The 13,849-nt window shown below is 62.8% G+C and carries 14 protein-coding genes; 11 read left to right on the top strand and 3 right to left on the bottom strand.

Translation table 11 applies throughout. The features are described 5' to 3' along the window. Positions 1 to 23: 23 nt before the first annotated feature. From narJ to fdxA, 7 genes are all read left to right on the top strand, one after another. Entirely contained in the window at positions 24 to 683 is a 660-nt protein-coding gene (gene narJ / locus ACXAF3_RS10280) for a nitrate reductase molybdenum cofactor assembly chaperone (RefSeq protein WP_475112206.1), read from the top strand. 11 nt (positions 684 to 694) lie between these two features. Beyond that, on the top strand, positions 695 to 1,459 hold the full coding sequence (gene narI, locus ACXAF3_RS10285) for a respiratory nitrate reductase subunit gamma (RefSeq protein WP_475112207.1): 765 nt from the start codon (positions 695 to 697) through the stop codon (positions 1,457 to 1,459). Between the two features lie 144 nt (positions 1,460 to 1,603). Further along, entirely contained in the window at positions 1,604 to 2,419 is an 816-nt protein-coding gene (locus ACXAF3_RS10290; protein ID WP_475112208.1) for a peptidylprolyl isomerase, read from the top strand. Beyond that, positions 2,412 to 2,618, top strand: a complete 207-nt coding sequence (locus ACXAF3_RS10295) for a hypothetical protein (RefSeq protein WP_475112209.1) — start codon at positions 2,412 to 2,414, stop codon at positions 2,616 to 2,618. The genes ACXAF3_RS10290 and ACXAF3_RS10295 overlap by 8 nt, the downstream gene beginning before the upstream one ends. A gap of 29 nt (positions 2,619 to 2,647) precedes the next feature. Further along, the gene (locus tag ACXAF3_RS10300) at positions 2,648 to 5,356 is read left to right on the top strand and encodes a nitrate/nitrite transporter (protein WP_475112210.1); all 2,709 of its coding nucleotides are present in this window, start codon (positions 2,648 to 2,650) and stop codon (positions 5,354 to 5,356) included. Between the two features lie 206 nt (positions 5,357 to 5,562). Continuing rightward, positions 5,563 to 8,196 (top strand): DNA mismatch repair protein MutS, encoded by a 2,634-nt coding sequence (gene mutS, locus ACXAF3_RS10305; protein ID WP_475112211.1) that lies wholly within the window; start codon positions 5,563 to 5,565, stop codon positions 8,194 to 8,196. A gap of 254 nt (positions 8,197 to 8,450) precedes the next feature. Next, positions 8,451 to 8,774 (top strand): ferredoxin FdxA, encoded by a 324-nt coding sequence (fdxA, locus tag ACXAF3_RS10310; RefSeq protein ID WP_475112212.1) that lies wholly within the window; start codon positions 8,451 to 8,453, stop codon positions 8,772 to 8,774. Positions 8,775 to 8,914: 140 nt separating this feature from the next. On the opposite strand, the gene ACXAF3_RS10315 is transcribed toward fdxA, so the two are convergent. Beyond that, positions 8,915 to 9,400 carry a group I truncated hemoglobin gene (locus ACXAF3_RS10315; protein ID WP_475112213.1) on the bottom strand — a complete coding sequence of 162 codons (486 nt, stop codon included), beginning with the start codon at positions 9,398 to 9,400 and terminating at the stop codon, positions 8,915 to 8,917. A 34-nt stretch (positions 9,401 to 9,434) separates the two neighbouring features. Continuing rightward, positions 9,435 to 9,968, bottom strand: coding sequence for a carboxymuconolactone decarboxylase family protein (locus ACXAF3_RS10320; protein WP_475112214.1), 534 nt, complete (start codon positions 9,966 to 9,968; stop codon positions 9,435 to 9,437). A gap of 87 nt (positions 9,969 to 10,055) precedes the next feature. Between ACXAF3_RS10320 and dinB the strand changes: the two genes are divergently transcribed. The 4 genes from dinB to ACXAF3_RS10340 all read left to right on the top strand — a co-directional run bounded on the left by dinB (position 10,056) and on the right by ACXAF3_RS10340 (position 12,620). After that, a complete protein-coding gene (dinB, locus tag ACXAF3_RS10325) occupies positions 10,056 to 11,138 on the top strand; it encodes a DNA polymerase IV (RefSeq protein ID WP_475112215.1) in 1,083 nt (360 codons plus the stop codon). Positions 11,139 to 11,254: 116 nt separating this feature from the next. Continuing rightward, complete coding sequence (locus ACXAF3_RS10330; RefSeq protein ID WP_475112216.1) at positions 11,255 to 11,548, top strand: DUF6116 family protein; 294 nt, start codon at positions 11,255 to 11,257, stop codon at positions 11,546 to 11,548. A 98-nt stretch (positions 11,549 to 11,646) separates the two neighbouring features. Next, positions 11,647 to 12,183 carry a sigma factor-like helix-turn-helix DNA-binding protein gene (locus tag ACXAF3_RS10335; protein WP_475112217.1) on the top strand — a complete coding sequence of 179 codons (537 nt, stop codon included), beginning with the start codon at positions 11,647 to 11,649 and terminating at the stop codon, positions 12,181 to 12,183. Continuing rightward, positions 12,180 to 12,620: a hypothetical protein gene (locus ACXAF3_RS10340; RefSeq protein ID WP_475112218.1), complete on the top strand. Its 441-nt coding sequence runs from the start codon at positions 12,180 to 12,182 to the stop codon at positions 12,618 to 12,620. The genes ACXAF3_RS10335 and ACXAF3_RS10340 overlap by 4 nt, the downstream gene beginning before the upstream one ends. A 176-nt stretch (positions 12,621 to 12,796) precedes the next feature. On the opposite strand, the gene ACXAF3_RS10345 is transcribed toward ACXAF3_RS10340, so the two are convergent. Next, positions 12,797 to 13,774 carry an NADPH:quinone oxidoreductase family protein gene (locus tag ACXAF3_RS10345; protein WP_475112219.1) on the bottom strand — a complete coding sequence of 326 codons (978 nt, stop codon included), beginning with the start codon at positions 13,772 to 13,774 and terminating at the stop codon, positions 12,797 to 12,799. Positions 13,775 to 13,849: the final 75 nt, after the last annotated feature.

A 13,849-nucleotide genomic window follows, 5' to 3' on the forward strand; every position in this document is an offset into this window, starting at 1 on the left:
CGCTACGCGCTCTGGCGCTTCTGATGGATTACCCCAGAGAGACACTGCAGGCGCATATTTCCGAGGTGCGGGAGGCACTAGAAGCCGATGCGCTACTGCCCTCTGACGCCCTGGCCCGCCTCGAGCCGCTGCTGCAGAAATTTGAACGGCGCCCGCTGCTGGAATTGCAGCTCGATTACTCGGCACTGTTTGACAGTTCCCGCACTTTCTCGCTGCACTTTTTCGAACATATTCACGGAGAAAATCGCGAACGCGGCCAGGCCATGATCGATCTTGGCGAGGAGTACACAGAGCGCGGCTTTTTCATCGTGCGCGACGAGCTGCCCGATTTCATCCCGATGTTTCTGGAGTTTGCCTCCTGCCTGCCGGAGAACGAGGCCACTGACTGGCTTTCGCAACCGGCGCATGTATTCGCCGCACTGATGACGCGGCTCGACGAACGGGAATCGGAGTATGCGGGCCTCTTCCACGCACTGCTCTGCCTGGCCGGGAAAAAACCCGACCCCGAGTCGGTTCGGGAGCTTCTGGCACGGGGGCGGGAAGCCAGAACGGACTCCATCGATGACAACTGGGAAGAACCGCCGGTGACCTTTATGGCGGCCAGTCAGGACCGGCCGGCACAGGACGTCATTTCAAGGCTGAAGGCCGCCGGCAAATTGATCATTACATCGAGAGACACCTGAGAGATATCCCCATGGACGGCGTCATCAACTATTTACTGTTCGGCTGGTATCCATATGTAGCCCTCACCGTGCTGATACTCGGCAGCATCATACGTTTCGACAAAGGACAGTACAGCTGGCGATCCCAGTCGTCTCAATTCCTGCGCCGCAGGCAAATGATGGTCGGATCCAACCTGTTTCACCTCGGGGTCTTGATCCTGCTGTTCGGCCACTTTGTCGGCCTGCTCACGCCCATCGGTTTTTTCGACTATTTTGGCATCAGCCACGGCTTCAAACAGATAATGGCGCTGGTGGTGGGCGGTATCGCCGGTGTGCTCGCGTTTATCGGCTGCAGTATGCTGCTGCATCGCCGGCTGTTCGACGCGAGAGTGCGGCGGAGCTCATCGGTCGGCGATATTCTGGTACTGGTTTTACTCTGGCTGCAGCTGTTTCTCGGACTGGCGACCACCGTCTGGACCATCGACCACCTGGATGGCAGCGCGATGGTGTTGTTCATGGGCTGGGCGCAGGGGGTAATCACCTTTAACCCTCAGGCCGCCGACCTGATCATCGACGCGCAGCTCGTGTACAAGCTGCATATTGTGCTCGGATTGACGCTGTTCCTGGTCACGCCGTTTTCACGCCTGGTGCATATCTGGAGTGCGCCCATCTGGTACCTGTTGCGGCCGGGTTATCAGGTCGTCCGTTCAAGGCGGCTGGGTCGAAAAGCAAGCACCCCCGTGCCGGCGCCCGTCAGGCCGGACACCGGCGGCTCCACGCCTACGACAACGAAGTGAGCGCGGGCAATGAGCAAAGACAGCGCCATACGCTATGTAGACATAACGCCGGCTTCGACATCGGAACCACATCCGCCGCCCGCTCTACCGTCCATGTGTGAGACCGGTGGCTGCGGGACACCCGCAAGGCAGGCGCCGACTCCTATGCCCTCTTTCGGCAGGGTGCGTGTCAACGACGTGGAAATTACCGCGGAGCAGATCGCGCGCGAGATGCAGAATCATCCCGCCGATAACGGCGAAACCGCATGGCGAAACGCGGCCCGGGCCCTGGCGATTAGAGAGCTGCTGCTGCAGGAAGCGGCCAGGCAGCAGATCGAGGCTGAACCGGAATATGACGCGGCCGGCCGCATCGAGACCGACGACGACGCCAGAGTGCGTACCCTGCTGGAGCGACAGCTGCCGCCGGCGAGCATCAGTGAGGAGGAGTGCCGCCGATACTATGATTGCCACATCCACCGCTTCCGAACACCGGACCTGTTCGAGGCCGCTCACATTCTGATCGAACCCGGTGAGGATGGCGAGAACGGCTGGCGGGATGCGGAGCAGACGGCCCGCGCCCTCGCCGCCGAGGTGGGCGACGATGCGCGGCGTTTTAGCGAAGCGGCGAAGGCTTTGTCCCGCTGCCCCACCGCCCCGCAGGGCGGCGCCCTGGGCCAGGTGCGGCGCGGCGAACTCGAGCCGGCCCTGCACGACGCCCTGGAAGCCCTGCCCGAGGGGCGCACGACCCGGCAGCCGATTCGCAGCCGCTTCGGCTGGCACCTGATCCGCTTGCAGCGCAGGATCTGCGGACAGACGCTGCCGTTCGAGCTGGCCAGGGACAAAATCTTCGACATGCTGGAAGCGAGGGCCTGGGTGACTGCCGCATCGCATTACATCCTCGCACTGGCGCGCCGCGCCAGTATCGAGGGCGTACAACTCGATCCCGAGGCCATGGAAAGTGAGCGACTCCCCCATGAGTGAGAAAAAACCGCCCGAGGAAACGCAGCTGAACCCAGAACTGCACGCCACCCGCGACGAGTCCTATGGCCCGGATCAACAGGGGCAGGACCCGATGCAAACGGTGTCGGTGACGCCGCAAAAACGGCGACTCTGGCCGCTTGTCTGGGCGATAGTGACCGTGGCCTGCCTATTGATCACCTTATACCTTCTGATTCCCTGAGCCGGGTGCTTCGATAGGGAGGGTTCACCATGGATTCACTAGCGGCCGTATCGAGATCGGATCAGGTCCGCGCGCTGAGCCTCAGCACCATCGCGTTTACCGCCTGCTTTGCGGTCTGGACGATATTCTCGATCATCGGCATTGCAATCCAGAAAGAACTGGATCTGAGTGATTCTCAGTTCGGCGTGCTGGTGGCCACGCCGATCCTGACCGGCTCCGTCAGCCGCCTGATTCTCGGCATATGGACTGAGCGCTATGGCGGCCGCATCGTATTCTCGCTACAGATGCTGCTCACGGCCGTCGCCACGTGGCTGCTGACACTCGCCTCCACCTACCCGATGTATCTCGTCGCCGCACTGGGTATCGGCCTTGCCGGGGGCTCCTTCATCATCGGCGTGACCTATGTATCGCGATGGTATGAAGCGGAACGCCAGGGCACCGCCCTGGGTATTTTCGGCGCCGGCAATGTGGGGGCGGCGGTGACGAAGTTTGTAGCGCCCTTCATTCTCGTGGCTTACGGCTGGCACGCCGTGGCGCATGTCTGGGCAGCCGGTCTGGCACTGATGGCCATTGTATTTTATCTGTTTGCGAAGGACGACCCAAAGCTGATTGCCGCGCGGTCATCGGATAGCAAACCGCCCAGCTTCGCGCAGCAGTTCAAGCCCCTGGATAATATTCGGGTGTGGCGTTTTTCACTCTACTACTTCTTCGTATTCGGTGGTTTCGTCGCGCTAGCGCTTTGGATGCCGCACTATCTGGTCGAAGTATACGAAGTGGATGTGCGCACAGCCGGCATGTGCGCCGCTGCCTTTTCACTGTCGGCCTCGCTCTTCCGCGCTTACGGGGGGCACCTCTCGGACCGCATTGGTGCGCGGTCCGTCATGTACTGGACCTTCGGTTTGTCGCTGGTATTGCTGTTCATGCTTTCCTACCCGCCGACGCAATACATTATCGAAACCAAGCGCGGGCCGCTGACACTGACCACCGAAATGGGGCTTTGGCCTTTCGTTGTGACCTTGTTCGCGCTCGGTTTTTTTATGAGTCTCGGGAAGGCGGCGGTCTACAAGCACATTCCGATGTACTACCCCGGGCACGTCGGCTCCGTGGGAGGGCTCGTCGGCATGATCGGCGGTCTGGGTGGCTTTATCCTGCCGATCATCTTCGGCGTCGCGCTCGATCTCACGGGTATTTATACCAGCTGTTTCGCCATCCTGTTTATCATCGTGGTGTTGTCGCTGGTTTGGATGCATTTTGCCATCCGCGCGGAAGAGCGCCGCGCTGTGGAGGGGGAAATGGCACCGCCGGCGGAAGCGATGCGCCCGGAAATGGAGCGCGCCGGCGACGAACGGGTACTGGTGGACTGGCGCCCCGAAGATCCTGAATTCTGGGAAACCCGGGGCCGCGCCATTGCCCGCCGCAACCTGTGGATCTCGATCCCGGCGCTGCTGCTCGCGTTTGCGGTGTGGATGGTCTGGTCGGTAGTGGTCGCCCGCCTGCCGGCCATCGGATTCGACTTCAACTCCGCCCAGCTGTTCTGGCTCGCGGCCCTGCCCGGTCTGTCCGGGGCCACGCTGCGGATTTTTTACAGCTTTATGGTACCCATCTTCGGTGGACGCCTGTGGACGACACTGTCGACCGCCTCGCTCCTGATTCCGGCGCTCGGCATGGGCTACGCGGTACAAGATCCAGAGACTCCATTTCTGATTTTCCTGATTCTCGCCCTCCTGTGCGGCTTCGGTGGCGGCAACTTTGCCTCTTCGATGGCGAACATCGCGTTCTTTTTCCCGAAAAAGGAAAAAGGGCACGCGCTGGCATTGAATGCGGGGCTGGGAAATCTCGGCGTGTCGCTCATGCAATTCCTGGTGCCGCTGGTGATTACCGTTGGCGTCTTCGGCATAGTGGGCGGCGCCCCACAGAAAGCCGACGACGGCACTCTGCTGTGGATGCAAAATGCGGGGTTTATCTGGGTACCCCTGATTATTGCCTCTACGGCGGCAGCCTGGTTCGGCATGAACGATATAGCCGACGCCCGCGCCAGCTTCAGCGATCAGGCCATCATATTCAAACGCAAGCACAACTGGCTGATGTGCATTCTCTATACCGGCACATTTGGCAGCTTCATCGGCTATTCCGCAGGCTTTCCATTGCTGACGCGGCTACAGTTCCCGGACGTGGATGCGCTGAAGCTGGTATTCCTGGGCCCCCTTGTCGGCGCCTTAAGCCGCGCCGGCAGCGGCTGGGCCGCCGATAAATATGGCGGAGCACGGGTCACTTTCTGGACCTTTGCATTGATGATTGTCGCCGTTGCCGGCGTCATCTATTTCCTTATGAACAACCAGATGCCCGGAGCCTTCTGGGGCTTCTTTATGTGCTTTATGGCCCTGTTCCTTCTCACCGGTGTGGGCAATGCGTCCACCTTCCAGATGATTCCGGTCATCATGGGCAGGGAGATCCCCCGCCTGATGCCGAATCTGTCCGCCGCGGAACGGCAGAAACAGACCGACCGGGAGAGCGCCGCCATCATTGCCTTCACCAGCGCCATCGCCGCGTACGGCGCATTCTTTATTCCCAAGGCGTACGGCTCTTCGATCGAGCTGACTGGAACCCCCCTGGCCGCCCTGTGGTGCTTTTTCGCCTTTTACGTTATCTGCCTGCTCATTACCTGGCACTTCTATTCCGCCCGCCACGGCTTGCTTTACGACGCCGAGCGGCGCACCGGCAAGAATCCGCACCGTTAGAGTAGAGTATTGACCGAGGCTGTCAGTCGCGCGGCTATGGCGCCCGGGGAAATCCGTGACCCGGACCCGGGGGCCACCCACGGCGGGCCCTTGCTGCCCCTATAGGCCGGGTCGACCCCATGGTCAGATAGTGATTTTCCAGGCGCTTTGGTATTCTGCCGCGCTGATGCCTACCACAAGCAACAGCAATCCAGCCTAGAAGTAGAATGAATTCCAACACCAGCCCGGCCGCCGCACAAAAGTCCGAACACACCCCCATGATGCAGCAGTACCTGCGCATCAAGGCCCAGCACCCCCAGGAACTGGTCTTCTACCGCATGGGGGACTTCTACGAACTCTTCTACGACGACGCCAAGAAGGCCGCCGAGCTGCTGGATGTGACCCTGACCGCCCGCGGCAAATCCGGCGGCCAGCCGATCCCGATGGCCGGTATTCCGTACCACGCCGCCGAGGGCTACCTGGCGCGGCTGATCAAACTGGGCGTGTCCGTGGCCATCTGCGAGCAGATAGGCGATCCGGCGGCGAGCAAGGGCCCGGTAGAGCGCAAGGTGGTGCGTATCGTCACCCCCGGTACCGTCACCGACGAGGCGCTGCTGAACGAGCGCCGCGACAATTTGCTCGCGGCCACCGCACAGCTGGGCGACGCCTTCGGCCTGGCACTGCTGGATCTGGCCACCGGCCGCTTCGTGGTGCAGGAGGTGGACAGCCTGGAGGCGCTGGCGGAGCAGGTGCAGCGCCACAGCCCGGCGGAGCTGCTGGCGCCGGAGGACCTGGCCCTGCCGGTGGACATCGAGCGCCGCCCCGGCCTGCGCCGCCGCGCACCGTGGGAATTCGAGCTGGAAACCGCCCTGCGCCTGCTGAATCAGCAGTTCGGCACATTGAACCTGGAGGCCTTTGGCTGCAGCCATATGCACGCCGCCATCATCGCCGCCGGCTGCCTGCTGCAGTACGCCCGCGACACCCAGCGCACCGAGCTGCCCCATATCCGCAGTCTGCAGACAGAGAGCAGCGACGAGACCGTGGCCCTGGACGGCGCCTCCCGCCGCAATCTGGAAATCGACCAGAACCTGACCGGCGGCGACGAAAACACCCTGCTGTCGGTGTTCGACAGCTGCAAGACCGCCATGGGCAGCCGCCTGCTGCGCCGCTGGCTGAACAACCCGCTGCGCCAGCTGACCACACTGAACAACCGCCAGGACGCCGTGGCCGCGCTGATCGACGGCTACCGCTTCGAGCCGCTGCGCGACGCGCTGAAGCCGGTGGGCGATATGGAGCGCATCCTCGGTCGCCTGGCCCTGCGCTCCGCGCGCCCGCGGGACCTGGCGCGCCTCGGCCAGTCCCTGGCGCAGTTCCCGGAAATACAGCGGCAGCTGGCGGAGACCGACGCGGTGCTGCTGCAGGAGCTGGCGCGGGAGATAGGCCAGTGGCCGGAAACCGTCGAGCTGCTGGAGCGGGCCCTGGTGGAGAACCCGCCGGTGGTGATCCGCGACGGCGGCGTAATCGCCGAGGGTTACGACAGCGAGCTGGACGAGCTGCGCGCGATTAGCGAGAACGCCGGTGACTACCTGGTGCAGCTGGAACAGCGGGAGAAGGAGCGCACCGGCATCCCAACCCTCAAGGTGGGCTACAACCGCGTACACGGCTACTTTATCGAGATCAGCCGCGGCCAGAGCGACAAGGCGCCGGCGGACTATATCCGCCGCCAGACCCTGAAGAATGCCGAGCGCTTCATTACCCCCGAACTGAAGGAGTTCGAGGACAAAGCGCTGTCCGCCAAGAGCCGCGCTCTGGCGCGGGAGAAGGCCCTGTACGAGGAGCTGATCGACCAGCTGAACCAGTCCCTGGCGGAACTGCAGACCGCCGCCGCCGGCGTGTCGCAGCTGGACGTGCTCGCCTGCCTGGCGGAGCGCGCCGACAACCTGCGCCTGTGCCGCCCCGAGCTGGGCACAGAGCCGGGCCTGCATATCAGTGCCGGCCGCCATCCGGTGGTGGAACAGGTGCTGGACGAGCCCTTCGTCGCCAACGATATAGAGCTGCGGGACGACCGCCGCATGCTGGTGATCACCGGCCCCAACATGGGCGGTAAATCCACCTATATGCGCCAGACGGCGCTGATCGCGCTGCTGGCCCATGTGGGCAGCTATGTGCCGGCGGACCAGGCCAGAATAGGCCTGCTGGACCGCATCTTCACCCGCATCGGCAGCGCCGACGACCTGGCCGGCGGCCGCTCCACCTTTATGGTGGAGATGACCGAGACGGCCAATATCCTGCGCAATGCGACGGAGCACAGCCTGGTGCTGATGGACGAGATCGGCCGCGGCACCAGCACCTACGACGGCCTGTCCCTGGCCTGGGCCTGCGCCCACTACCTGGCGGACAAGGTGCGCGCCTTCACACTGTTCGCGACCCACTATTTCGAGCTGACCGACCTGCCGAGCCAGTGCCCGCAGGCGGCCAATATCCACCTGGACGCCACAGAGCACGGCGACGGCATCGTCTTCCTGCACCGCATCCAGGAGGGCCCGGCGTCGAAGAGCTACGGCCTGCAGGTGGCCAAGCTGGCCGGCATTCCCGGGGAGGTGCTGGTAGAGGCGAAACAGCGCCTGGCGGCGCTGGAATCCGGTACGGAAGCGCCGAACCGTAGGGGCGAAGCTTGTGTTCGCCCGCGCGGGCCGGAGGTCCACCCGGAACCGCAGCCGGCCCCCGCCTCCCCCCAGCAGGTGGACCTGTTCGGCGCCCCCAGCCACCCGGCGGTGGAGGCACTGGAGGAACTGGACCCGGACGACCTGACGCCGCGGCAGGCGCTGGAGAAGCTGTACGCGCTGCGGGCGCTGCTATGAGCACGCTGTGGCACATGGCGCAGCCCGATCGCGGCCACGGGCCGCTCCTACAGTAGGCAGTAGGGGCGAACCCTGTGTTCGCCCGAGCGGAGCTGGAGCCCTCAGTACCTAGAACCAACGGCTCCGCGCTCCCGGGTTATAAGCACCCAACCAATTCGACTGAAAAGCCACTACAATTCGCGCCAGTAATTGCTAAAATCCGCTGCTTCACCGATTCTGCGGCGCCAACTCAGTAGGACTATCGAGGGACAAGCATGACATTCGTAATTGGGGAAAACTGCATCAAGTGCAAATACACCGACTGTGTGGAAGTCTGCCCGGTGGACTGCTTCTATGAAGGCCCCAACTTCCTCGTGATCCATCCGGACGAATGTATCGACTGCGCCCTGTGCGAACCCGAGTGCCCCGCCAATGCGATCTTCTCCGAGGACGAGGTGCCCGAGGACCAGCAGGAGTTTATCGAACTGAACGCGGAGCTGGCGGAGATCTGGCCCAACATCACCGAAAAGAAGGACCCGCTGCCGGATGCCGCCGAGTGGGACGGCAAGAAAGGCAAGCTGGATCTGCTCGAGCGCTGATCGGCGAGCCCACAAGAGCCACCGCAGAAAACCGTCGTCGACGGCTTTTCTTCTGCCCGCTCCATACAAGCCAAGACGCAAAAACGGCGGTCACAGACCGCCGTTTTTGCGTTTGACCCTCGTCCGTGAAAATGCGGCGGTCACTGCTGCGGCGACACCACGATATCCGCCTTCGTCGACTCCACCATTTCCAGCAGCTCCCCGGTCTCCTGCGGCGGCACCTTGTGCCTGGCGAGTATCTGCTTGAAAAGGGTGATAAACCGCTGCCACTCCCGCTCGGTGATATTCAGATGCGCGTGCGCCTCTTTCATTCCGCGCCCGTGATACTTGCAGGGGCCACCGGCGGACTCGCAGACCAGGGCGGTCACCTGATATTTCAGGTAGGGGGCCGGAACCCGCTTGCGCGCCGCATCGACCGCGGGATTCCCGTTCAGGACCGAGTCGCTTACCAGGGCGTCGACCAGCTCGTCCACCACCACCGAGATGGGCGCCAGCCCACCGAGACGCTGATAGAGAGAGGCCTCCTTATCCCCCGCGCCACTCTGCGCCACGGCGCCATTCGCCCAGACAAAAACCGCCGCCACCAGTGCCACGACGGCCCGCGATCGATTGCGCGCTGTGTTCATACCCTATTCCTCTGCTGTCGGTGAACGCCGCTACCTATCTATCCCGGTGCGGCTCCAGGCCGAGAAAATCCGCAACCCGGTTGAACCCCACTACCAGCTCCATCACCCCCAGGGCCTCGATGATTTCATCGTCGCGGGCGCCCAGTTTCTGCGCCTCGGCAATCAGCCCCTCGCCGTGGTCGTTTGGCGCACTATTGGCCTTGCGGGCCAGGTCGAACAGCACGTGCTCCTTCTCCGAGTAGTGCACATGCTTTGGATCCGTACGGATGCGCATCACCTCCGCCGGGTCCACGCCCAGGTCCTTCAGGGTAACGCTGTGGTGGTAGATACCGTAGTTGCAGTTGCTGTCTGACGAGATCACCAGCCCGATGCCCTCTTTCAACTGTGGCGACAAGACGCCGTGGACCATCACCACCTTGTACCTGTGCCAGTTGGCTTCCAGCAGATCCGGCTGGTGGGCGAAGGCGCGAAACAGGCTGGGTACCGCGCCCAGCTCACCCTCAATCTCGGCGAATAACGCCTCCACCCGATCTTCCGCGGGGTTCTCCACCAGAGGAATACGGCTCATAGTTCACCTGCCCAATCTGTTCCAAGCCTGCACTGTTGCGCTGATATCCGCTTTCCGCAACACCACGGTACTGTATATAATCCCAGCATGCGAAAGATCATCCACTGCGATTGCGACTGCTTCTACGCCTCGGTCGAAATGCGCGACGATCCGAACCTGCGCGGCCGCCCCCTGGCAGTGGGCGGCGCCAGCGACAGGCGCGGCGTCATCTCCACCTGCAACTACGAGGCGCGCAGCTTCGGCGTGCGCTCCGCCATGCCGACCGCCCAGGCAAAAAAACTCTGCCCTGATCTGATTGTAGTACCCGGTAACATGAAAAAATATCGAGAGGTCAGCGCTCAGATCCGGGATATTTTTCTGGAGTACAGCGAAACTATAGAACCTCTATCCCTGGACGAGGCCTTCCTGGATGTCAGCGACAGCGGCCGCTGCCAGGGCAGTGCCACCCTGATGGCGGAGGAAATCCGCCGCCGGGTGCGCGGGGAACTGGGTATCACCATTTCCGCCGGCGTGGCGCCGAACAAGTTCCTGGCCAAGATCGCCAGCGACTGGCGCAAGCCGGATGGTCTCACGGTGATTGCGCCGGACGCGGTGGACCAGTTCGTTCTGCGCCTGCCGGTGGCCAAGATCCACGGTGTGGGGCGGGTCACCGCGGAGAAGATGCACCGCCAGGGCATCCGCACCTGCGCGGATCTGCGCCGCTTTTCCCTGATCGAACTGAGCCAGGCCTACGGCAAGTTCGGCCGCCGCCTGTACGAGCTGTGTCGCGGTATCGACGAGCGCCCGGTGAACGGCGACGGCTCGCGCAAGAGTGTCAGCGTGGAGCGCACTTTCAGCGAGGATCTGTGTACGCTGGAGGAATGGCTGGAACAGCTCACGGCGCTCTATATGAAGCTGCTCGAACGGCTGCAGAACCTGGACCAGCGCTACCAGATCAGCGGCGCCGCAGTGAAGGTGAAGTACGGTGACTTCTCCCTCACCACCCAGGAACGCACAAGCCACGCGGGCCGTATTTCCGAGTTCCGCCAGCTGCTGCAACAGTGCTGGGACAGGCGCCCGGCCCCGATACGCCTGCTCGGTGTGGGGGTCAAACTCAGGGACTTGCGCGCCGAGCTGGGCCCGGAGCAGCTCCCGCTGCCGCTGCCGGAGTGGAAGCGCCTGTCGGCATAGGTCGATACCGGGCAACACTTACCAGTCAGTAAATATGGCGTCGCCCCACACTCCGCCATCGATGCGCCATCCGGCCGCCAACTATACTTCTCGAACCGACACTTAAGCACAGGCCGATGAAAAGAGTGCTTCCCAGTGCCCTCGTTGGCTGGTTTCTGAGTTACTCCGAGAGACTAAAGCACCCACAGCTATTCAAGTGGATTTGCGCCATCTTTCTGGTCAACCTGTTTATCCCGGACCTGCTGCCATTTGTCGACGAGATTCTTCTGGGGCTGGCCACACTCTACCTGGGCAGTAGAAAAAAGCCTCACAACGGCCGCCCGGATCCCGAAGTGACGGAAAAATTTGCCGGCAGAGGGAGTGGCGAGCGGATAAAGGAAAATCCGCGCGCCGGCGGTCGCGGTCCCTGAGCGCCAGGCAGATTCGCCCCTGACAGAAGCGGATCGGAGCGGGGCCCGCAACCGCTACCGCTTGAGCTGGATTCACCAGAGCATGGAGGCTCGGTAACGTGTCACGGAGAGACTTTCAGTACCTGAGCGACGAGGCGCTGCTCGACCACTATCACGCCACCCGGAACCTGCGCGCCTTCCGCCACCTCTACGCCCGCCACAAGGACGGCCTCTACCGCTACTGTGTACAAATGAATCCCGCCGCTGCCGACAGCCTGCTGGAGGCACTGTGGCACAGTCTGCTCGAACGCCCGCCGGAGCTCCGCGGGCGCCTGTTGCGCAGCTGGCTGTATATCCGCATCAACCATTTGCTGCGCAACCGCCCCGCAGCGGATCCCGACGTCGCCCGCCAGGCCGTGCCGCGGGACAACAGACTGCTCGCCGCCATCCAGCAGTTGCCGAAAACCGAACGCAACATTCTGCTGCTGCACACCGAGTGCCAACTGCCACTGGCCACCGTCGCGGATATCGAAAAAATTTCTCTGAAGCGCTGCAAGGCGCTGTATCAAAACGGCAAGGAGCGGCTGCAGGAAATGCTGCACGGATCGCACAGACAGCCCTGGCCTGTCGAAGAAGTCAAAGAGGTCACAGTATGAGTGTTTGGGAACGCCAATACCGGGACGCGGTAGCGGGGATCACATCTCCGGGTTCCCTCGACGAAAAAATCCTGCAGCGGGCCCGGCAGTTCAAGCCGGTCAACGGGAACAGGCGCTGGGTTTCCAAAACGGCGAGCGGCTGCGCGGCGATTGCGATCGCCATTCTGCTGGTGCACCCGGCCCAATACCTCGGCGCCCTGACCCCCAACCTGAGCCCGTCCAGTGCTCCCCAGCGGGGTCCGCTGGCCAACTGGCAGCACAAACCGGTACCGGCACAGACGGTGGATCCATGGTTTTCCCTGCGCAGCCAGGTGGACGCGGGCAGCTATATAGAGCTCTGCAGCCATTGGCGCCGCCAGCAGCGCAACGCCGTCTCGGAGCCGCTGCCGCGCGACCTCGCCGACGAGGCCCGCGCCCACTGCCGCCTGCTGCCCTGAGCTGCGGCGCCGCTAGCAGGCTGCTAAAAAAACCATCCATGGTTTTTTCAGCCCGGGTTTGCGGCGCATGTCCGCAAACCCTCCACGACAAATCAAGCACTTAAGTGCTTGATTTGCGACCCGGCCATCCATGGCCGGGCTAGCAGGCTGCTGAAAAATACTTTTTCGGCAGCCTGCTAGCCAATCACCAGGATCACCTTCCCGCGCCTGCGCCGCTCTGTGATGGCGGCGAAGGCGCGGACATACTCCTCAAAGGGATAGACCTCGGTGGCCAGCGGGTTCAGCTTGCCGTCCTCGACCATCTGCAACAGCTCGGCGAAGTTTTCCAGATTGGCCCGCGGGTCCCGCTGCGCCCAGCTGCCCCAGAAGATCCCCATAATATCCCCGGCCTTCAGCAGCGGCAGGTTGAGCGGCAGCTTGGGAATATCGCCAGAGGCGAAACCGATCACCAGGTAGCGCCCGCTCCAGGCGATAGAGCGGTAGGCCTCCTCGGTATAGGCGCCGCCCACCGGATCGAAAATCACGTCGGCCCCGCGGCCACCGGTCAGCGCCTTGATCCGCTCTTTCAGGTTTTCGCGGGAGTAGTTGATCAGCTCGTCGGCGCCCATATCCCGGCAGAATTGCAGTTTATCCTCCGACGAGGCACAGGCGATCACGCGCGCACCCAGCGCCTTTCCCAGCTGAATCGCGGTCACGCCGACGCCGCCGGCCGCACCCAGCACCACCAGCGTCTCGCCCGCTTGTATCGCCGCGCGCTGTTTGAGCGCGTAATAAGAGGTGGAATAGGTGATGCAGAAACCGGCCGCCTGCTCGAAGCTCAGCTTGTCTGGCATAGGTACCAGCAGGTGCTCCTTGACCTGCACCTGTTCGGCAAAGGCCGCCAGGCCGGGCATGGCGATGACCCGGTCGCCGACCTTGAAACGCTGCACCCGGCTTCCGACCGCGCTGATCACCCCGGCGCACTCGCCGCCGGGCACGAACGGCAGCGGCGGCTTGATCTGGTATTTGCCGGCGATCACGAGCACATCGGGAAAATTCAGGCCGGCCGCGCGTACATCGATCCGGACTTCGTCATCCTTCAGCTCCGGCAGTTTTCGCTCGGCAATGACCAGCAGTTCCGCCGAGCCATACTCCTCACACACCAATGCGCGCATAGCGGCCTCCGGGCTCTTATCCCCTTCCTTTATAGTGAGTTCGGCACCGCGGTTACAGCATTTTAGACGGGGCGA

The organism is Microbulbifer sp. ABF4_143 (assembly GCF_056160225.1).

Excerpts from the sequence above, each read along its gene's own strand:
- ACXAF3_RS10315 (WP_475112213.1), bottom strand. The coding sequence starts at position 9,400 with ATGAACACAGCGCGCAATCGATCGCGGGCCGTCGTGGCACTGGTGGCG.
- narI (WP_475112207.1), top strand. The coding sequence starts at position 695 with ATGGACGGCGTCATCAACTATTTACTGTTCGGCTGGTATCCATATGTA.
- ACXAF3_RS10295 (WP_475112209.1), top strand. The coding sequence starts at position 2,412 with ATGAGTGAGAAAAAACCGCCCGAGGAAACGCAGCTGAACCCAGAACTG.
- ACXAF3_RS10345 (WP_475112219.1), bottom strand. The coding sequence starts at position 13,774 with ATGCGCGCATTGGTGTGTGAGGAGTATGGCTCGGCGGAACTGCTGGTC.
- mutS (WP_475112211.1), top strand. The coding sequence starts at position 5,563 with ATGAATTCCAACACCAGCCCGGCCGCCGCACAAAAGTCCGAACACACC.
- narJ (WP_475112206.1), top strand. The coding sequence starts at position 24 with ATGGATTACCCCAGAGAGACACTGCAGGCGCATATTTCCGAGGTGCGG.
- ACXAF3_RS10320 (WP_475112214.1), bottom strand. The coding sequence starts at position 9,968 with ATGAGCCGTATTCCTCTGGTGGAGAACCCCGCGGAAGATCGGGTGGAG.
- fdxA (WP_475112212.1), top strand. The coding sequence starts at position 8,451 with ATGACATTCGTAATTGGGGAAAACTGCATCAAGTGCAAATACACCGAC.
- ACXAF3_RS10340 (WP_475112218.1), top strand. The coding sequence starts at position 12,180 with ATGAGTGTTTGGGAACGCCAATACCGGGACGCGGTAGCGGGGATCACA.
- ACXAF3_RS10290 (WP_475112208.1), top strand. The coding sequence starts at position 1,604 with ATGCCCTCTTTCGGCAGGGTGCGTGTCAACGACGTGGAAATTACCGCG.
- ACXAF3_RS10330 (WP_475112216.1), top strand. The coding sequence starts at position 11,255 with ATGAAAAGAGTGCTTCCCAGTGCCCTCGTTGGCTGGTTTCTGAGTTAC.
- dinB (WP_475112215.1), top strand. The coding sequence starts at position 10,056 with ATGCGAAAGATCATCCACTGCGATTGCGACTGCTTCTACGCCTCGGTC.
- ACXAF3_RS10300 (WP_475112210.1), top strand. The coding sequence starts at position 2,648 with ATGGATTCACTAGCGGCCGTATCGAGATCGGATCAGGTCCGCGCGCTG.